This is a genomic window from Streptomyces apricus (assembly GCF_008369065.1).
Lineage (GTDB): Bacteria > Actinomycetota > Actinomycetes > Streptomycetales > Streptomycetaceae > Streptomyces > Streptomyces apricus.
Genome location: NZ_VDFC01000033.1, coordinates 89,003 through 107,608, shown reverse-complemented (window position 1 = coordinate 107,608; position 18,606 = coordinate 89,003). Strand labels below are relative to the sequence as shown.

The following is an 18,606-nucleotide window of genomic DNA, read 5'->3' as shown; positions in this document are numbered from 1 at the left end:
TGATCGAGCGTCACGCCGCCTCCTCGAAGAGCTCGAAGAGGTGGTCGCGGGGCCGGCCCAGGGCGTGCAGCGCGGCATCGGCCGCGCTCACGCCGCTGCGGACCGCACTCTCCATCGTCGCGGGCCACCCGGTGGCGGTCCACGCGCCGGCCAGGTACAGGCCGGGGGCGTCGGTACGGGCGCCGGGCCGCAGCCGGCCGACGCCGGGGGCCGGGGCGAACGTCGCCGTGCGCTCCCTGGTCACGAAGAAGTCGCGGACCGCGGCCCGCCGGGTGTGCGGCAGCAGCCGCTCCAGCTCCGGCAGGTACCGCTCGCGCAGCACGGCGACGGGTGCGTCGATCTCGTCCTGCGCGGCCGACTGCGACAGCGCGAGGTACTGGCCGTCCTGGAGCCCGGAGGCCGCGGTGCGGTCGAAGACCCACTGCACGGGTGAGCCGAGCGCGGCGAAGAACGGTGCGTCGAGCACCTTGCGGTCGTACACGACGTGGATGTTGAGGATCGGCGCGGTGCCGATCTCCAGCAGCCGTCCGGGGTCGTCGAGGGCCCCCTTCGGCAGCAGGTCGTGGGCCTCGCGCTGGGGCACGGCGAGCACGACCGCGTCGGCCTCCAGCGTCTCGCCGGGAACCCGCACGCCCCAACGCCCGTTGTCCTTGCGGGAGACGGAGGTGACGCGTGTACGGATCTCGGTACGGACTCCCGCGGAGTCGAGCGCCTTGCGGGCGAGCCGGTCGTGCAGTTCTCCCAGCGGGACGTGCGCCCAGCCGATGTCGGCGGCGCCCGGGTCGGAGAGCAGCCCGGTCCTGAACACCATCGCGGCGAGCCCGAGCGAGGCGTCGCCGGCCACCGCGTTGAGGGTGGCGACCCCCACGAGGTCCCACAGTGCCTCGACGGCCCGGTCCGACTGGCCGTGAGCGGCCAGCCAGTTGCCGAAGCTCCGTGTGTCGAGCGCGGGGTCGGCGGGATCGAGTGCCTTGAGGGCGAGTGCGGCGCGGCCGACCCTGGCGCGCTCCGCGAGCGAGAGGTGCGGATAGGTCGCCAGGCTGCGCGCCAGATGCAGCGGGACGGGCAGCGCCGTTCTGCCGATCCTGCCGAGCCGCCGCCCGGGTTTCGCCGCGGCGTCGAGCACGGGTACGTCGAGGCGGTCCTGCAGCGGTGCGAGGTCCGCCCCGTCGACGCGGTCGAGGAACCAGCGGTAGGCGGTGCAGCAGCGCAGATACACGTGCTGGCCGTTGTCCACGGTCAGTCCGTCGCGCCGGAAGGAGAAGGCGAGCCCGCCCAGGCGGGGCCGGCCCTCCAGCAGCGTCACGCGGACGCCCGCGTCGGCCAGTGCCAGCGCGGCGGTCGTGCCGGCGAGCCCCCCGCCGACCACTACGGCCGTCGCGGGGCGGCTCGGCGCGCCCGCGTCGAGCGCCTCGCCCTGCGTGGTGTCGTTCATCGTGCACCTTCCCCCGCGGCCGCGCCGCGCCGGTGGAACGGGGCACGGGCGGCCGTTGCAGTCAGGGACGCGGTCTTCGGCCGGAGGGTTGCGTCCCGTTTCCAGGGACTTGCGTCATCTTGGACCGGAGTGTCCATCAGGCGCGCCTCCTGACGGTCCGGCGCGAGACGTGCCGGGCGTCGAGGCCGGACAGGCCCCGCACGGCGACGTACGCCTTCTCGCGTCCGGGCAGCGAGACCCGGCCGCGCAGGACGGCCTCGGGGTCGCGCTCGATGCGGTCCAGGAGACGGCGGTAGATGCCGGCCATCGCGGCGACGCAGGCGCCGCTGCGGCGGTCCAGCATCGGCAGCAGCCGGTAGCCCTCCGCGAAGAGCGCGCGGGCCCTGCGCACCTCGAAGTGGACCAGGCCCGCGAAGTCGGAGCCCTCCGGCGGGTTCGGTCCGGCGAACCCGGCCGAGCAGCCGAACTTCGCGAGGTCGTCCGCGGGCAGGTAGGTCCGTCCGTCGCCGGCGTCCTCCCGGACGTCCCGGAGGATGTTGGTGAGCTGCAGGGCGAGGCCGAGGGTGTCCGCGTACTCCGGGGCCCGTTCGGCGCCGGGCGCCCCCGGCTCCGTGCCGAAGACGCCCAGCGAGAGCCGGCCGATGGCGCCGGCGACGCAGCGGCAGTAGACCCTGAGGTCGTCCCAGGTCTCGTACGTCTCGCCGCGGACGTCCATCAGGACCCCGTCGATGAGCTCGTCGAGCCCTTCGAGCGGGACCGGGAAGTGGTCCGCGGTGTGCCGCAGGGCGACGGCGACCGGGTCGGTGTCGTCCTCCTCCACCGTCCGGTCGCGGACCCGGGCGAGCAGGGTCCGGGTCTCCTCCAGCCGTGCCGCCTTCACCTCGGGCGCGAGCGCGCCGTCGCCGATGTCGTCGACGCGCCGCGAGAACGCGTACAGCGCCGACATGGCGCGGCGCTTGGGCGCCGGCAGCAGCCTGATGCCGTACGCGAAGTTCCGGGCCTGCTGCCCGGTGATGGCCTCGCAGTAGCCGTAGGCGGCGAGTACCGGTGCGGACATGTGTGGTTCCGACTCCACGCTCCGGATCACCCCTCTCCTCGCAGAGTCACTCCCACCTCGCGCAGCAACTGGATCTTGCCGGGCACGGGCGGGCCGGGAAGTACGTCGTATTCGGCGGCGGCGATCGCCCGGATCGCCGCCCTCCCCCCTGCCACGAACCCCGCGAGCAGCAGCTTCAGCCTGCCGTGGACGCTACCCACGAGGGGGGTGCCTTCATTCAGGAGGTCGCGGGCGCGTTCTGCTTCGTATGCAACCAGTGCGCGCACCGATGCGCCTGCTGAGCGCGCGGCGAGATCCGCCTCCTGGACGTGGAAACGCTTCATGTCCTGGGCGGGAAGGTAGATGCGGTCGCGGCCGAGGTCCTCGGCGACGTCCTGGAGGTGCTCGACGATCTGCAGGGCCGTGCAGACCGCGTCGGAGCGGCGGATCCGCTCGGGGGTCGAGGTGCCGGTGACGGCGAGGACCAGCCGGCCGACCGGGTTGGCGGACAGCTCGCAGTAGGCGAGGAGGTCGTCGTAGCTCTCGTACCGCTTGACGAGCTGGTCCTGGCGGTTCGCCGCGATCAGGGCGAGGAAGGGCTCGGGGGTGAGGCCGGTCCGGCGGACGGTGGGCTGCAGGCGGCGCAGCAGCGGGTGGGCCGGGGTCGAGTCGAAGACCCGGCGCAGATCCGCCTCGAAGGCGTCGAGCAGGGCCGTACGGTCCCCGGCCCGGGCGTCCGGGACCCCCAGGAGGCGGGCGTCGGCGCCGCCGGGGGCCAGGTCGCCGTCACCGATGTCGTCGACCAGCCGGGCGAAGCCGTAGACGGCCATGAGGTCGGCGCGCCAGGCCCTGGGCAGGAAGAACGGTGCCACGGGGAAGTTCTCGTCCGCGGCCTTGTCGAGGGTGCCGCGCTCCGGGTCCTGGGTGCGCGCCGTCCCGACTGGCGTCATCGCCCGCCGCCCGGGCCGGAAACGGCACCCGCACAGACGGCGTACGCGCAGCGGGGCTGGAGGGTTTCCGTAACCATTGCCGTCACATCATCCGTTCTACACTGCTGACCCAATGGTGCCTATTTCGGACACGCCGCCCGGTCGTCCGCGCGGCGGACCCGGGGCGGTCCCGCCGCGCTTTTCGCCCCACTTGCGGCGAATCAGCACCGGTACAGCTTACGTTGTACAACCCGTCAGGCTCCGCCGGGGTGTCCTGCGCATCACAAGAACACACCGATTGGCATCAAGATTCCTACGGGCCAAGGGAGTTGGTCTTCTCTTTGCAGACGCAGGGCCCCGTCGAACCGTTCCGACGGGGCCCTGCGTCCTTGCGTGGCGGTACGGGCTACTTGCCCGTGAACTTCTCGTACTCCTTGAGCACCTCGTCGGTGGGGCCGTCCAGGCGCAGCTCGCCGCGCTCCAGCCACAGGACGCGGTCGCACGTGTCACGGATGGACTTGTTGTTGTGGCTGACGAGGAAGACGGTGCCGGCTTCCTTGCGCAGCTCCCGGATCCGGGCCTCGGAGCGCTTCTGGAACTTGCGGTCGCCGGTCGCGAGGGCCTCGTCGATCATGAGGACGTCGTGGTCCTTGGCGGCGGCGATGGAGAAGCGCAGCCGGGCGGCCATGCCGGAGGAGTACGTGCGCATGGGCAGCGTGATGAAGTCGCCCTTCTCGTTGATGCCGGAGAAGTCGACGATGTCCTGGTAGCGGGCCCTGATCTGTTCCCGGGACATGCCCATGGCCAGCCCGCCGAGGATGACGTTCCGCTCGCCCGTGAGGTCGTTCATCAGGGCCGCGTTGACCCCGAGGAGCGAGGGCTGGCCGTCGGTGTAGACGTGGCCCTTCTCCGCGGGGAGCAGTCCGGCGATGGCCCGCAGCAGGGTGGACTTGCCGGAGCCGTTGGAGCCGATCAGGCCGATGGCCTCACCGCGGTAGGACGTGAAGGAGACGCCGCGCACGGCGTGCACCTTGCGCACCCCCCGCTCCTCGCCGCGCTTGATTATGCGGCTGAGGGCGGCGGTGGCGCTGCCCTTGCCGGTCTTGGCGCCGTTGACGCGGTAGACGATGTGCAGCTCGTCCGCGATGACGGTCGGGATCATGGTCCTGTCGGTCTGCTCAGCCACGGCCGTAGCGCTCCTCAGCCTTCCAGAAGTACACGAAGCCGCCGACGGCGACGAGGACGGCCCAGCCGCCGGCGACCGCCCACACGTGCGGTGGCAGGACCTTGGACGCGGGACCGTAGCCGTCGATCAACGCGAACCGCATGAGGTCCATGTAGATGGCGGCCGGGTTGTACTGGAGGATGTCCGCGATCCACTTGGGGTGCTCTTCGAGCATCAGCGGGATCGAGAACATCACGCCGGACGCGTACATCCACGTGCGCATCACGAACGGCATGAGCTGGGCCAGGTCCGGGGTCTTGGCGCCCATCCTGGCCATGATCATGGCCAGGCCGGTGTTGAAGAGGAACTGCAGGACCAGCACCGGGACGATCAGCAGCCAGGACAGCCGGGGGTAGCTGCCGAAGCCGACCGCCACGACGAACAGCACGATCATCGAGAAGAGCAGCTGCTGGAGCTGCTGCAGCGAGAACGAGATCGGCAGCGAGGCGCGCGGGAAGTGCAGCGCCCGGACCAGGCCGAGGTTGCCGGAGATCGCGCGCACCCCCGCCATCACCGAGCTCTGGGTGAAGGTGAAGACGAAGACGCCCGTCACCAGGAACGGGATGTAGACCTCGCGCTCCATGCCGCGGTCGGCCTTCAGGATCAGGCCGAAGATCAGGAAGTACACGGCCGCGTTCAGCAGCGGTGTGGCCACCTGCCACAGCTGGCCGAGCTTGGCCTGGCTGTACTGGGCGGTGAGCTTCGCCTGCGAGAAGGCGAGGATGAAGTGACGCCGTCCCCAGAGCTGGCGGACGTAACTGGCGAGTCCGGGCCGGGCGCCGCTCACGGACAGCCCGTACTTGGCGGCGAGGTCCGCCGCGGAGAGCCCTTCGTCGGGGGACGGAGGGGCGCTCACCGCGACGCCGCCGTCGTGCGTTGTCTCACTCACAGTGGAAACTTTCGTCCTCAGGATGCGCGGCCTGGTCGGGCGTAGGCCAAAGACAGGGACCGGGGTACGGCCCGAATGCTCTCAGACTTCGAGCGTGCCGGATGACGGGTGGACCGAGCTTGTCAGATGACGGGCGGCCGGCCCAGCCGGGTCAGGCGCCATACCGTACGCCACTTCATGGGGCGCCGGGGTCCGCACGGGCTGGTCCAGCCCTCCTTGAAGCCGCCGAACCAGGCCTTGAGGGCCGGGCCGGAGGGGCGGCGGGCGAGCGTGAGCAGCATCCACACGCCGAGGTACACCGGGACCAGCGGGGCGGGCAGGTTGCGGCGGGCCAGCCAGACGCGGTTGCGGGCGACCATCCGGTGGTAGACCGCGTGCCGGGAGGGCGCGGTCGTGGGGTGGTTGAGCACCATGTCCGAGCGGTAGTCGATCATCCAGCCCGCGTCGAGGGCCCGCCAGGCGAGGTCGGTCTCCTCGTGGGCGTAGAAGAACGCGTCGGGCAGCCCGCCGACCTCGGCGAGCACCTTCGTGCGGACCGCGTTGGCGCCGCCGAGGAAGGTGGTGACGCGGGAGTTGCGCATCGGGTCGGAGGCGCGCAGCCGGGGTACGTGGCGGCGCTGGGTGATCCCGGTCTCCGGGTCGGCTATCCGGAAGCTGATGATGCCCAGCTCCGGGTCGGCCGCGAAGGCCTGCCGGCACAGTTCGGCGGTGTCGTGGTGCGCGAGGAGGCCGTCGTCGTCCAGGAAGAGCAGGATGTCCACGTCGGTGCCGCCGGGGCCGAACGCCTCGATGCCGACGTTGCGGCCGCCGGGGATGCCGAGGTTCTCCGGCAGCTCGACCGTGCGGATGCCGGGCACGGACCCGGTGACGTCCGGGACGGGCGAGCCGTTGCCGACCACGACCACCTCGACCGGGTCGCCGTCCTGCTTGGCGACCGAGTCGAGGAGGGCGCGGAGCTCGTCGGGGCGGTTGCCCATGGTGATGATCACCGCGCCGACCCTGGCCGCGGTGCTCACTTCAGCCTGCTGGAGGCGAGGATGGACACCAGGTGCAGCACGGTCTGCAGCATCGCGATGCCGGCCAGGACGGCGACGCCGAGCCGTGAGAAGAAGAGGTCGCCCCGGACCGTGTCCAGGACCGCGAGGACCAGGATCAGCAGGGAGGCCTCGATGCCGAGGACGAGCCGGTGGAACTTGAGCGCGCCCGCGGCCCGGCGGGCCAGCGCCATACCGGAGGAGCGCGGCTCGGACGCCGACTCCTGGACCGGCGCCTTGCCGGTCTGGTGCCGGGCGACCCCGACGAGGTCGGTCTCCGACTTGATCAGGACGGCGCCGAGGGCGGCCAGGGTGCCGAGGAAGGCCCACAGCCAGTCGATCCGCCCGGTGCCCCACAGGTCCGCCGCGCGCAGGCCGAAGCCGACCAGGACCGCGGCGTCGCACAGGTAGGCGGCGACACGGTCGACGTACACCCCGGTCATCGAGTACTGCTTGCGCCAGCGGGCGATCTCGCCGTCGACGCAGTCGAAGAGCAGGTACAGCTGGACCATCAGCACGCCGAGCAGCGCGCCGGGGATGCCAGGCACCAGCAGGGCCGGCGCGGCGAGCACGCCGAAGACGGTCATCACGTAGGTCAGCTGGTTGGGCGTGACCCGCGTGTTCACCAGGTGCCGGTCGATGCGCAGCGAGATCTCGCGCATGTAGAGCCGGCCTCCCCAGTGCTCGCCGCTCCGCCGGTCCTTGACACCCGGGGGGTGCACGACCGGGCGGAGCTCAGCTACCGATGGCTTTTGCATAGTCGGCGTATGCGTCCCTGATCTGGTCGGTGGACAGGTCGAGGTGTTCGAGGATCGTGTAGCGGCCCGGCCTGGTCGTCGGGGCGAACTCCACGACCTGGACGAACTCCTCCGGGGTGAAGCCGATCTCCTCCGGCAGCACCGGCAGCCCGTGGCGGCGCAGGACCTCGGCCATGTACGCCGACTCCTCGCGGGCGCCGCGCAGGTGCATGGCGAAGGCGGCACCCAGGCCGCACTGCTCGCCGTGGCTGGCGGCGCGCTTGGGGAAGAGCAGGTCGAAGGCGTGGTTGATCTCGTGGCAGGCGCCGGACGCGGGGCGGGAGTCGCCCGCGACCGACATCGAGATGCCGGTGAGGACCAGGCCCTCGGCGAGCACCTGGAGGAAGCCGTCGTCGCCGACGCCGCCGGGGTGGCGCAGCACGGCCTCGCCGGCCTGGCGGGCCATCGCGGCGGCGAGGCCGTCGATCTGCTCGCCCTTCTCGCGGTTGGCCAGCTCCCAGTCCGCGACCGCGGAGATGTTGGACAGGGCGTCGCCGATGCCGGAGCGCACGAAGCGGACCGGGGCCTCACGGATCACGTCGAGGTCGATGACCACGGCGATCGGGTTCGGCACACCGTACGAGCCGCGGCCCGCGTCGTTGTCTAGGGTCGCGACCGGGGAGCACAGACCGTCGTGCGAGAGGTTCGTGGCGACGGCGACCAGCGGGAGGCCGATGCGGGCCGCGGCGAACTTCGCGCAGTCGATGATCTTGCCGCCGCCGAGGCCCACGACCGCGTCGTAGCGCCCCTTCTTCATGGCGTCGCCGAGCTTGATCGCGTCGTCCAGCGTGCCGCCGCCGACCTCGAACCAGTCGGCACCCGGCATCGCCGGGGTCAGCCGCTCGCGCAGCTTGGCGCCCGAGCCGCCGCTGATCGCGACGGCCAGCTTGCCGGAGTGCGAGATGCGCTGGTCGGCGAGGACCGCCGCCAGGTCGTCCAGGGCGCCCGAACGGATGTCGACGACGACCGGCGAGGGGATGAGCCTCGTCAGTACTGGCACGCGATCTCACGTCCCTTGGCGAGGTCCTCGTGGTTGTCGATCTCGACCCACTTGACGTCGCCGATGGGGGCCACGTCGATCCGGAAGCCGCGGTTCACGAGCTCCTGGTAGCCGTGCTCGTAGAACTGCTGCGGGTCCGTCTCGAAGACCGTCTTGAGGGCGTCGGCCAGCTCGTCTGCGGCGTCGCCCTCGATGAGGGTCACACCGATGTACTCGCCGGTCGCCTCGGCGGGGTCCATCAGCTTGGTGATCTTCGTCATGGAGCCCTCGGGGCCGACGACGACCTTCATCTCCTCGTCGGCGAGGGACTTCACCGTGTCGAGGGCGAGGATGATCTTCTTGCCGTCGCCGCGGGCGGCGAGCAGGGTCTTCTCGACGGAGACCGGGTGCACGGTGTCGCCGTTGGCGAGGATCACCGAGTGCTTGATGGCGTCACGGCCGCACCACAGGGAGTAGGCGTTGTTCCACTCCTCGGCCTTGTCGTTGTCGATCAGCGTGATCTTGACGCCGTACTTCTGCTCCAGCGCCTCGCGCCGCTCGTAGACGGCTTCCTTGCGGTAGCCGACGATGATCGCGACCTCGGTCAGGCCGATCTCGGCGAAGTTGCCGAGGGTGAGGTCGAGCACGGTGATGCTGTCCTCGTCGCCTTCGGGTCCCACCGGCACCAGAGCCTTGGGCAGGGTGTCGGTGTAGGGGCGCAGACGCCGTCCGGCGCCGGCAGCCAGCACGAGGCCGATCATGCGGGTTCTCCTTCATCGTGTACGGCGGGTGCGCCGCGCCTGTGGGCGGTCACCCAGTAGCGGATGCTCTCGAAGAGCACCACCAGGGCCACGGCCACGGCGAGTGCCGTGAGCGCGACCTTGAAATCTTCTGCGGCCAGCAGCGCGGCCAGGACGGTGACCAGCAGCGTCCTGCCCTCGTGCCCGCCGATCGCCCGCACCAGCCAGTGCGGCGGCGCGCCGGCGTCCCCGCGGATGCGGTACACCGTGTCGTAGTGATGGTAGGCGACGGCCGCCACCAGCCCGAAAGCTGCCGGAAGGGCGCCGTTCACGTCGGCTTTGGCCGCCAGGATCAGGACGGTGCCGTACTCGGCGGCGCGCAGCAGCGGCGGCACCAGCCAGTCGAGCGCGCCCTTGAGGGGCAGCGCGACGGCGGCGCCGGAGGTCAGGACGTACAGCACCGCGGCGAGGACGGGCCACCAGCTGCCGTAGCCGGCGGTCCAGGCCGCGGCGACGAGGAGCGCGGCGCCCGGCAGCGCGACCAGCAGGCGCGAGCCGAACGGCGGCCTGGCGGGGAGCCTGGCGAGCAGTTCCGCCAGCGGCCCGCTGTCCGTGAGGTCCGTCAGCGCCCGGAGCGCCCGCTCGCTGCGCTGCGCCCTGCGGGTCACCGAGCGCAGCACCCGGCCCGCGGTGGTGTAGCACGCCGCGAACGCGCAGCCGATCAGCAGCACGTAGAAGGTGATCCGGGGCGTCGTGAGCGCGGTGAGTACTGCGATCATCGCCCAGCGCTCGCCGATCGGCAGGACGATCATGCGGCGCAGCCAGACCGTCCAGCCGACGCTGTCGAGCTTGCCCGAAAGAGCCGCGGTGGGGCTCGTGTTGGCCGCCGTGCTGTCGATGTTCGCCTCGTTGAAGGAGAAGTCGACGACGTGCCGGCAGGTCTGCAGGATCATCGCGCCGAGGGCCAGCGCCCACACGTCGTCGCCGCCGCGGGCGGCTCCCAGGGCGAGGCCCGCGTAGTAGGCGTACTCCTTGGCGCGGTCGAAGGTCGCGTCGAGCCAGGCGCCGAGCGTGGAGTACTGCAGGGAGTACCGGGCGAGCTGGCCGTCCGTGCAGTCGAGGACGAAGGAGAAGAGGAGCAGCAGCCCCGCGGCGACGAAGCCGGGCCGGGTGCCCGTCGCCGCGCAGCCGGCCGCGATCAGCGCGGTGACCAGCGAGGCCGTGGTGACCTGGTTCGGGGTCAGGCCCCGGCGGGCGCACCAGCGGGCGAGGTAGCGGGAGTACGGGCTGATGCAGTACGTGGTGAAGAAGCCGTCGCGGGACTTCACGGCCGTCCGCAGCCGGATCGCCTCGTCGTCGACGGAGGCGACGGACTGCCGGGCCTCGTTGCGGGCCTGCGGGTCCCTCGGGACCACGGCGACGAGCTCGCCCAGCTCGGGGCGGTGCAGGCCGGTGCCGAGGAGTTCGGCGACCCGGTCGGCGACGATGCCGACCACCACGGACCCGCTCGACGCGTCCCCGCGGGCGGTGCGCAGCGCCCCGGCCAGCGCGGCGCGCGCCGCGGGCCGGGCGGTGACGGCGCCGGGGATCGCGGCGGCGTCGAAGCGGGGGTCGGTCAGGCCGAGCCGCAGCGCGTGGACGTGCCCCACGAAGCGGGCGTCGACGACGGCGACCCGCTGGTCGGCGGGGACGGCCGCGAGGAGCGTCTCGGCGTCGGCCGCGTCGGTGGCGGCCCGCACGTCGAAGCCGAGCGTCCGCAGGTCGTTCTCCAGCGACGACCCGGGGACCGGCTGACCGGTGAGGATGGCGGTCGGCAGACGAACTCACTCCTCTGGGTTCCGGCGTGCGCGACGCCGGGCGTGTGCGTGGTGGGGGCGCCCCGGGCCGAGTGGGCCGGGCGGCATGTCGGCAGAGGCTATCGGATGGTGGGAAGCGGCCGTTCACCGCCCGTTCACGGTCCGATCAACAGGTTCTGATCGGCGCGTCCGCCGCGATCATCATCATGGATCCGGGGCCCGGCCGACAAACCGCGACCGATAAGGCGCAATTCACTCCATGCCTCCCGAGACCCGCGCAGGGAACGTTCCGGCATAGGGTGGGCGTCCATGACATGGCTGATCACAGGCGGGGCTGGATACATCGGTGCGCACGTGGCGCGGGCCATGGCCGGGGCCGGGGAGCGCGTGGTCGCGCTCGACGACCTCTCGGCCGGGGTCCCCGCGCGGCTGCCCGAGGGGATCCCCCTGGTCCAGGGCTCCTCGCTGGACGGGGAGTTGCTGAAGCGGGTCCTCGCCGAGCACGCGGTGACGGGCGTGGTGCACCTGGCCGCGCGCAAGCAGGTCGGCGAGTCCGTGGCCGAGCCCACCCGCTACTACCAGGAGAACGTCGGCGGGCTCGCCACGCTCCTGGAGGCGGTCGCCGGGGCCGGTGTGGAGCGCTTCGTCTTCTCCTCGTCCGCGGCCGTCTACGGCAACCCGGACGTGGACCTCATCACGGAGGACACGCCCTGCGCCCCGATGAGCCCCTACGGCGAGACGAAGCTCGCCGGTGAGTGGCTGGTGCGGGCCGCGGGCCGGGCGCACGGCATCGGGACCGTGTGCCTGCGCTACTTCAACGTGGCGGGGGCCGCGGCGCCCGAGCTGGCGGACACCGGGGTGTTCAACGTGGTCCCGATGGTCTTCGACCGGCTCACGCGCGACGAGGCCCCGCGGATCTTCGGCGACGACTACCCGACGCCGGACGGCACGTGCGTGCGCGACTACATCCATGTCGCCGACCTCGCCGAGGCGCACCTCGCGGCGGCCCGGCGGCTCGCCGCGGCGGACGCCCCGGGCGACCTGACGGTGAACATCGGCCGCGGCGAGGGGGTCTCGGTGCGTGAACTGGTGACGCTCATCGGCGAGGTCACCGGCGACACCCGGCCGGCCCTCGTCGAGCCGCGCCGCCCGGGCGACGCCCCGCGCGCGGTCGCCTCGTCGGCGCTGGCCGCCGCGGAGCTGGGCTGGAGCGCGCGGCGCGGGGTGCGCGAGATGGTCGAGTCGGCGTGGCGGGGCTGGCAGCTGCACCACGCGTGACGATGCGGCGTACGCCCGGCGGCGGAGGCCCCGGCCGTCGCGCGGAGCGGTCCGCGGCAGCGGTGGACCGGCGTCCGGCTACGGCGTACGGCCCGGTTCCCCGCTACGGGTGAAAGGGGAAGAACTCCCGTTCTGGACGGTTCCGTACCGGTAGCGTCGGGAACGATCAGATGTCCGGGCCCCTTCGTCACCCGGCCGGCGCCGGGCGCTCCGCCCGGTTCGGCCGCGCGGCGGAACCGGGCGTGCGGGCCTCCGCGTGGTGCCGGGAGTGCCGGTTCGGTACGGCAGACTTGGGGCTCGAAGACCGATGCGAAGGATGGGTATGCCGATCACTCCTGCCACCGCGACGCACAGCTCGTCGAACGGCACCGCCGAAGCCATCTTGCTCGAACTGGTCGACGAGGACGGCACGACGATCGGTACGGCGGAGAAGCTCGCGGCCCATCAGCCGCCCGGGCAGCTGCACCGGGCGTTCTCCGTCTTCCTCTTCGACGAGCGGGGGCGGCTGCTGCTGCAGCAGCGGGCGCTGGGCAAGTACCACTCCCCCGGTGTGTGGTCCAACACGTGCTGCGGTCACCCCTACCCCGGCGAGGCGCCCTTCGCGGCCGCCGCGCGCCGGACCTTCGAGGAGCTGGGGGTCTCGCCCTCGCTGCTCGCCGAGGCGGGCACGGTCCGCTACAACCACCCGGACCCGGAGTCGGGACTGGTGGAGCAGGAGTTCAACCACCTCTTCGTGGGGATGGTGCAGTCGGCGCTGCGGCCGGACCCCGAGGAGGTCGGGTCGACGGCCTTCGTGAGCGCGGCCGAGCTGGCCGAGCGGCATGCCGCGGACCCGTTCTCGGCGTGGTTCATGACCGTGCTGGACTCGGCCCGCCCGGCGATCCGGGAACTGACGGGGGACGCCGCCGGCTGGTGAACCGCGCGGCCCCGCGGTCCTCGCGGGGCGCACTCCGGTGCCCGCGGCCCTCGGGCCGTCAGGCCCTCAGGCCGTCCGGGCGACGGCGAGGGGCAGGGCCGACCAGATCACCTTGCCGCCCGACGCCGTGTGCTCCACGTCGCACACGCCGCCCGCCTCCCGGGTGATCTCACGGACCAGGAGGAGGCCGCGGCCGCCGGTCCGGCCGTGGTCGGCCTCCAGGGCGGTCGGCCGGTAGGGGTGGTCGTCCTCGACGGCGACCCGCACCCACTCGGCGCCGACGGCGACCTCGACGGCGAGCATCGGGGAGAGGACCGCCGCGTGCCGGACCGCGTTGGTCACCAGCTCCGAGACGATCAGCAGCAGCCCCTGGACGACGTCGTCCGACACCGGTACGCCCTGGCGGACCAGCAGGTCGCGCACCGCGTGCCGGGCCTGCGGCACCGAGGAGTCGGCCGCGGGGGCGGTGAACCGCCACACCCCCTCGTACGGCAGCGGGCCTGGTGGTCTGCCTTCCGGGGGCGCCTCCCCGCTCTCAGGACGTGGGCCGGGCCCCCGTTCCTGGTCGTCCATCGTCCGGTCGCCGCCCCTGCGCTCGATTGTCACCACACGTCGAGTGTTGGTAACGCACCGCTCACTACCGGATGCCTGAACAGAAGTCAGCGACTATCGGCTGCATTTGATCGATTGCGCCCGGTGCCGTCAGTCGCGTGGCGCTTCCTGTTCGCCCTGTGTCGCGTTCGGCACTTGTCCGGTTGTACGGGTTCGGTCCGAGACGAGGCCGACGATACGGCGCCCGCCGTACCCCGTCGCCACCAGGCCGAGCCCGTCGAAGAGCAGGGCCAGCGAGAAGAACGTACCGATGACGTACTTGCTGCTGCTCGGCCAGGACGCGAGGACGAGGATGCCGAGCAGCAGGCCGAAGGCTCCCTGCACGAGGGACCAGCCGAACTGGGGCCCGCGCACCACCAGGCTGCCGACCAGCCGGAAGACGCCGCCGGTGAGGAAGAGCAGCGCGGCGAACATCGTCAGCGCCTCGGCGGCGGCCTCCGGCCTGCCGATGATCACGACGCCGGCCGCGATGTTCAGGGCGGCGACCACGACACCGAGCCAGAAGAAGTTCGAGGCGCGCGCCTGCACCGCGTGCAGCAGGCCGACCACGCCGCCGACCAGCAGCAGCCAGCCGAACAGCAGCATCGAGGTCAGCGTGGCGAACCCGGTGTAGACCAGGCCGACCAGCCCGGCGAGCACCAGGACCACACCGAGCGCGGCGAGCCAGCCGAAGCTGCGGCTCAGCTTCGCGACCTCGTCCTCGGGAGGTCCGGATCCGGGAGGTGCGGACCCGGGAGGTCCGGACGCGGGAGTGGACTCGGCTGCGGACGTGAGCCTGGACCTGGCCATCTGCGCCTCCTAGGACCTGTCAGCGTGCCCCCGTGCCCTCACGCCTACCCGCCCCCTCCTTGATCGTACGTTCGGGGCGCACGGATAGCATCCGGCCATGGAGCCGCAGCTGCTGCACAGCGTCGCCGACGGGGTCGCCACCGTCGTGATCCACCACCCGGCCAAGCGCAACGCCATGACGGCGGACATGTGGCGGGCGCTGCCGCCGCTGCTCGACGCGCTGGCCGCCGACCCCGCCGTACGCGTGCTCGTGCTGACCGGGGAGGGCGGGACGTTCTGCGCCGGGGCGGACATCTCCTCGCTGCGGGACTCGGCCGAGCGGGCGCAGGGCCTGGCGGTCGCGGCGGAGGAGGCGCTCGCCGCGTTCCCGAAGCCGACGCTCGCGGCCGTGCGCGGCTACTGCGTGGGCGGCGGGTGCCAGCTCGCGGCGGCCTGCGACCTGCGGTTCGCGGACGAGGAGGCGTCCTTCGGGATCACGCCCGCGAAGCTGGGGATCGTCTACCCGGCGTCCTCGACCAGGCGGCTGGTGTCCCTCGTGGGACCCGCCACCGCCAAGTACCTCCTGTTCTCGGGCGAGCTGATCGGCGCGGAGCGCGCCCTGCGCACCGGCCTGGTGGACGAGGTGCTGCCCGGTGACGCGCTGGACGCGAGGGTCGCGCGGTTCACCCGGATCCTCGTCTCCCGCTCGCAGCTGACGCAGGCCGCGGCGAAGGAGTTCGCGGACGGCCGCGACGACCGGGACGCGTACTGGACGGAGCAGGCCCGCGGCGGCGACACGGCGGAGGGGGTGGCCGCCTTCCTGGAGCGCCGGCCGCCGAGGTTCGCCTGGACCGCGCCGGCCGCCGGACGGGGCTGAGGGGACCGGACCCCGGCATTCCCCGCGTACCGACCAGTCGGTAACGTGCGGGCATGACGACTGTCCTCCCGGAGCGTGCCGGACGCCGGTGCCACAACGTGCTCAATCCGCTGCACTCGTGCCACTACTTCTCGCCGGACCTCGGCCGGGAGCTGGCCGCGGTCGGTGTGACGGACCCCCGCGCCGCCTATCTGGCGGTGCGGTCCGCGGCCATGGGCGCGGTGGGCGCCGGCACCGTGACGGCGGCGTTCCACAGCTTCCGGCACGAGCTGGTGGCACGGCACGTGCCCGCGGTGTGGCGCACCGCCTCCCCCGAGACCGTCCTGGGCGCACGCGCGCGTGCCGTGGACGCGACGCTGCGGCGGCTGCTCGGGGACGAGGTGCTCGCCTCCGCGGAGGTCGCCGAGGCCGCGCGCCTCGCGCTGCGGGCGACCGAGGCCTGCACCGGGGCCGCCCGCCCGCTGTACGCGGCCCACGCGGACCTGCCCGTGCCCGGGGAACCGCACCTCATGCTCTGGTACGCGGCCACCCTGCTGCGCGAACACCGGGGCGACGGGCACCTCGCGGTGCTGCTCGGCGCGGAACTCGACCCGCTGGAGGCGCTCGTGACCCACACGGCCACCGGCAAGGGCATGACCCCGAAGTGGGTGCTCGCCACCCGGGGCTGGCGCCGCACGGACTGGGAGGCGGCAGCGGACCGCCTGCGGGAACGGGGACTGCTCGGCGCGGGGGGCGAGTTGACACCGGACGGCATCGCCCTGCGCAAGGAGGTCGAAGCCGCGACGGACCGCCTCGACGCGGCCCCGTACGAGCATCTGGGCGCGGCGGGCGTCGKCCGCCTCACCGAGCTGGCCGGGGGCCTCGCCAGGAAGGCGCTGGCGGCCGGCGCGTTCCCCGCGGACGCGTTCGGCACCGGCTGACCGGCCGCGGGCGGGCCCCGCTCCCCGTGCGCCGGGCCACCGCCGGTGCGCACCGCCCTTGATCCCCCGTTGTCGGCGCCACCTGCCACAATTGCCGCGCAACCTCAGTGAAGAAGGCGGTACGGGAATCGTGACCACAGAGCTGCCACCCCTCGTGGGGTCCATCGAAGGCAGGATCGCCGACGAGCTCGGCGTACGGGAGCGGCAGGTCAAGGCGGCCGTCGACTTGCTCGACAGCGGCTCGACGGTGCCCTTCATCGCCCGCTACCGCAAGGAAGCGACCGAGATGCTCGACGACGCGCAGCTGCGCACGCTCGAAGAGCGGCTGCGCTACCTGCGGGAGCTGGAGGAGCGGCGCTCGGCGATCCTCGACTCGGTGCGCGAGCAGGGCAAGCTCACCGAGGAGCTGGCGCAGCGGATCCGTACCGCGGAGACCAAGGCGCGCCTGGAGGACATCTACCTGCCGTTCAAGCCGAAACGGCGCACGAAGGCGCAGATCGCCCGTGAGGCGGGCCTGGAGCCGCTCGCCGAGGGCCTCCTGGGCGACCCGTCCGTCGACCCCGTGGCCGCGGCCGCCGCCTTCGTCGACGCCGGCAAGGGCGTCGCCGACCCGCAGGCCGCGCTGGACGGCGCCCGCGCCATCCTCACCGAGCGGTTCTCCGAGGACGCCGACCTGATCGGCGAACTGCGCGAGCGCATGTGGGTGCGCGGCCGGCTGGCCGCCAGGGTCAAGAGCGGCAAGGAGGAGGCGGGCGCCAAGTTCGCCGACTACTTCGACTTCGCCGAGCCCTTCAAGGACCTGCCCTCGCACCGGATCCTCGCCATGCTGCGCGGGGAGAAGGAGGACGTCCTGGACCTCGTCCTGGAGCCCGAGGAGCCGTCCGAGCAGCCCGGCCCGTCCTCGTACGAGGGAATCGTCGCGCAGCGCTTCGGGATCGCCGACCGCGGCCGTCCCGCCGACAAGTGGCTCACCGACACGGTCCGCTGGGCCTGGCGCACCCGGCTCCTGGTCCACCTCGGCATCGACCTGCGGCTGCGGCTGCGCACGGCCGCCGAGGACGAGGCGGTGAACGTCTTCGCGACGAACCTGCGCGACCTGCTGCTGGCCGCCCCGGCGGGCACGCGCGCGACGCTGGGCCTCGACCCGGGCTTCCGCACGGGCGTGAAGGTCGCCGTGGTCGACGCCACCGGCAAGGTCGTCGCCACCGACGTCGTCCACCCGCACGTGCCGGCCAACCGGTGGGACGAGGCGATCGCGAAGCTGGCCCGTCTCGCGAAGGAGCACGCGGTCGAGCTGATCGCGATCGGCAACGGCACGGCGTCCCGCGAGACGGACAAGCTCGCGGGCGAACTGATCGCCAAGCACCCGGAGTTGAACCTCACCAAGGTGATGGTGTCCGAGGCGGGCGCGTCGGTGTACTCGGCGTCGGCGTTCGCCTCGCAGGAGCTGCCCGGCATGGACGTGTCGCTGCGCGGCGCCGTCTCCATCGCGCGGCGGCTGCAGGACCCGCTCGCCGAGCTGGTGAAGATCGACCCGAAGTCGATCGGTGTCGGCCAGTACCAGCACGACCTCTCCGAGGTGAAGCTCTCGCGCTCCCTGGACGCGGTCGTCGAGGACTGCGTGAACGGCGTCGGGGTGGACGTGAACACGGCGTCCGCGCCCCTGCTGACCCGGGTCTCCGGCATCACCTCCGGGCTCGCCGAGAACATCGTGGCGCACCGCGACGCGAACGGCCCGTTCACCTCGCGCACGGCGCTGAAGAAGGTGGCCAGGCTCGGCCCCAAGGCGTACGAGCAGTGCGCGGGCTTCCTGCGGATCCGCGGCGGGGACGACCCGCTGGACGCGTCGTCCGTGCACCCCGAGGCCTACCCGGTGGTCCGCCGGATGGTGAAGACGGCGGGGAGCGGGGTCGGTTCGCTCATCGGCAACACGGCGGCGCTGCGCTCGCTGCGGGCGGCCGACTTCGTGGACGAGGTCTTCGGTCTGCCGACGGTGACGGACATCCTGAAGGAGCTGGAGAAGCCGGGGCGCGACCCGCGGCCCGCCTTCAAGACCGCCACCTTCAAGGACGGCGTCGAGAAGATCGCCGACCTGGAACCGGGGATGGTCCTCGAAGGGGTCGTCACGAACGTGGCGGCGTTCGGGGCGTTCGTGGACGTCGGCGTGCACCAGGACGGTCTGGTGCACGTCTCGGCGATGTCCAAGACCTTCGTCAAGGACCCGCGGGACGTGGTGAAGTCCGGGGACATCGTGAAGGTGAAGGTGCTGGAGGTCGACATCCCTCGCAAGCGGATCTCGTTGAGCTTGCGGCTGGACGACGAGGCCTCGCCCGCGGGGCAGGACGGTGGCTCCGGGCGTCCTCAGCGTGGGGGTG

General features: G+C 72.5%; 18 protein-coding genes. 5 read left to right on the top strand and 13 right to left on the bottom strand.

Translation table 11 applies throughout. The annotated features are described in order from the left end of the window. Positions 1-10: 10 nt before the first annotated feature. The 11 genes from hpnE to FGF04_RS11410 all read right to left on the bottom strand — a co-directional run bounded on the left by hpnE (position 11) and on the right by FGF04_RS11410 (position 10,881). Positions 11-1,435 carry a hydroxysqualene dehydroxylase HpnE gene (gene hpnE / locus FGF04_RS11455; protein ID WP_149511177.1) on the bottom strand — a complete coding sequence of 475 codons (1,425 nt, stop codon included), beginning with the start codon at positions 1,433-1,435 and terminating at the stop codon, positions 11-13. After that, positions 1,432-1,572, bottom strand: coding sequence for a DUF6380 family protein (locus FGF04_RS42035; protein WP_223146372.1), 141 nt, complete (start codon positions 1,570-1,572; stop codon positions 1,432-1,434). Before FGF04_RS42035 ends, hpnE begins: the two co-directional genes overlap by 4 nt. Next, complete coding sequence (gene hpnD, locus FGF04_RS11450) at positions 1,572-2,522, bottom strand: presqualene diphosphate synthase HpnD (protein ID WP_188114046.1); 951 nt, start codon at positions 2,520-2,522, stop codon at positions 1,572-1,574. The genes FGF04_RS42035 and hpnD overlap by 1 nt, the downstream gene beginning before the upstream one ends. Further along, complete coding sequence (gene hpnC / locus FGF04_RS11445) at positions 2,519-3,421, bottom strand: squalene synthase HpnC (RefSeq protein WP_149511175.1); 903 nt, start codon at positions 3,419-3,421, stop codon at positions 2,519-2,521. Before hpnC ends, hpnD begins: the two co-directional genes overlap by 4 nt. Before the next feature lie 385 nt (positions 3,422-3,806). Further along, positions 3,807-4,562 (bottom strand): ABC transporter ATP-binding protein, encoded by a 756-nt coding sequence (locus tag FGF04_RS11440; RefSeq protein WP_149511223.1) that lies wholly within the window; start codon positions 4,560-4,562, stop codon positions 3,807-3,809. Between the two features lie 16 nt (positions 4,563-4,578). Then, the gene (locus tag FGF04_RS11435; RefSeq protein ID WP_149511174.1) at positions 4,579-5,514 is read right to left on the bottom strand and encodes an ABC transporter permease; all 936 of its coding nucleotides are present in this window, start codon (positions 5,512-5,514) and stop codon (positions 4,579-4,581) included. A gap of 122 nt (positions 5,515-5,636) precedes the next feature. Beyond that, a complete protein-coding gene (locus tag FGF04_RS11430) occupies positions 5,637-6,491 on the bottom strand; it encodes a glycosyltransferase family 2 protein (protein ID WP_408055606.1) in 855 nt (284 codons plus the stop codon). A 35-nt stretch (positions 6,492-6,526) separates the two neighbouring features. Further along, positions 6,527-7,306, bottom strand: a complete 780-nt coding sequence (locus FGF04_RS11425) for a CDP-alcohol phosphatidyltransferase family protein (RefSeq protein ID WP_149511172.1) — start codon at positions 7,304-7,306, stop codon at positions 6,527-6,529. Beyond that, complete coding sequence (locus FGF04_RS11420; RefSeq protein WP_149511171.1) at positions 7,284-8,345, bottom strand: iron-containing alcohol dehydrogenase family protein; 1,062 nt, start codon at positions 8,343-8,345, stop codon at positions 7,284-7,286. The genes FGF04_RS11425 and FGF04_RS11420 overlap by 23 nt, the downstream gene beginning before the upstream one ends. Beyond that, positions 8,333-9,085 carry a phosphocholine cytidylyltransferase family protein gene (locus FGF04_RS11415; RefSeq protein ID WP_149511170.1) on the bottom strand — a complete coding sequence of 251 codons (753 nt, stop codon included), beginning with the start codon at positions 9,083-9,085 and terminating at the stop codon, positions 8,333-8,335. Before FGF04_RS11415 ends, FGF04_RS11420 begins: the two co-directional genes overlap by 13 nt. Further along, positions 9,082-10,881: a DUF5941 domain-containing protein gene (locus FGF04_RS11410; protein WP_149511169.1), complete on the bottom strand. Its 1,800-nt coding sequence runs from the start codon at positions 10,879-10,881 to the stop codon at positions 9,082-9,084. Before FGF04_RS11410 ends, FGF04_RS11415 begins: the two co-directional genes overlap by 4 nt. 288 nt (positions 10,882-11,169) lie before the next feature. Between FGF04_RS11410 and galE the strand changes: the two genes are divergently transcribed. Together galE and idi are read left to right on the top strand one after the other, a co-directional pair. Beyond that, the gene (gene galE / locus FGF04_RS11405; RefSeq protein WP_149511168.1) at positions 11,170-12,138 is read left to right on the top strand and encodes a UDP-glucose 4-epimerase GalE; all 969 of its coding nucleotides are present in this window, start codon (positions 11,170-11,172) and stop codon (positions 12,136-12,138) included. Positions 12,139-12,460: 322 nt separating this feature from the next. Next, a complete protein-coding gene (gene idi, locus FGF04_RS11400) occupies positions 12,461-13,054 on the top strand; it encodes an isopentenyl-diphosphate Delta-isomerase (RefSeq protein WP_149511167.1) in 594 nt (197 codons plus the stop codon). A gap of 66 nt (positions 13,055-13,120) precedes the next feature. On the opposite strand, the gene FGF04_RS11395 is transcribed toward idi, so the two are convergent. Both FGF04_RS11395 and FGF04_RS11390 read right to left on the bottom strand, forming a co-directional pair. Beyond that, on the bottom strand, positions 13,121-13,627 hold the full coding sequence (locus FGF04_RS11395; protein WP_149511222.1) for an ATP-binding protein: 507 nt from the start codon (positions 13,625-13,627) through the stop codon (positions 13,121-13,123). A gap of 129 nt (positions 13,628-13,756) precedes the next feature. Beyond that, entirely contained in the window at positions 13,757-14,455 is a 699-nt protein-coding gene (locus FGF04_RS11390) for an HdeD family acid-resistance protein (RefSeq protein WP_149511166.1), read from the bottom strand. Positions 14,456-14,552: 97 nt separating this feature from the next. Between FGF04_RS11390 and FGF04_RS11385 the strand changes: the two genes are divergently transcribed. The 3 genes from FGF04_RS11385 to FGF04_RS11375 all read left to right on the top strand — a co-directional run. Next, complete coding sequence (locus FGF04_RS11385) at positions 14,553-15,311, top strand: enoyl-CoA hydratase/isomerase family protein (RefSeq protein WP_149511165.1); 759 nt, start codon at positions 14,553-14,555, stop codon at positions 15,309-15,311. A gap of 53 nt (positions 15,312-15,364) precedes the next feature. Next, the gene (locus FGF04_RS11380) at positions 15,365-16,231 is read left to right on the top strand and encodes an SCO6745 family protein (protein WP_149511164.1); all 867 of its coding nucleotides are present in this window, start codon (positions 15,365-15,367) and stop codon (positions 16,229-16,231) included. 130 nt (positions 16,232-16,361) lie between these two features. Then, the coding region (locus tag FGF04_RS11375) for a Tex family protein (protein WP_149511221.1) at positions 16,362-18,606 on the top strand (2,245 nt) is incomplete at its 3' end.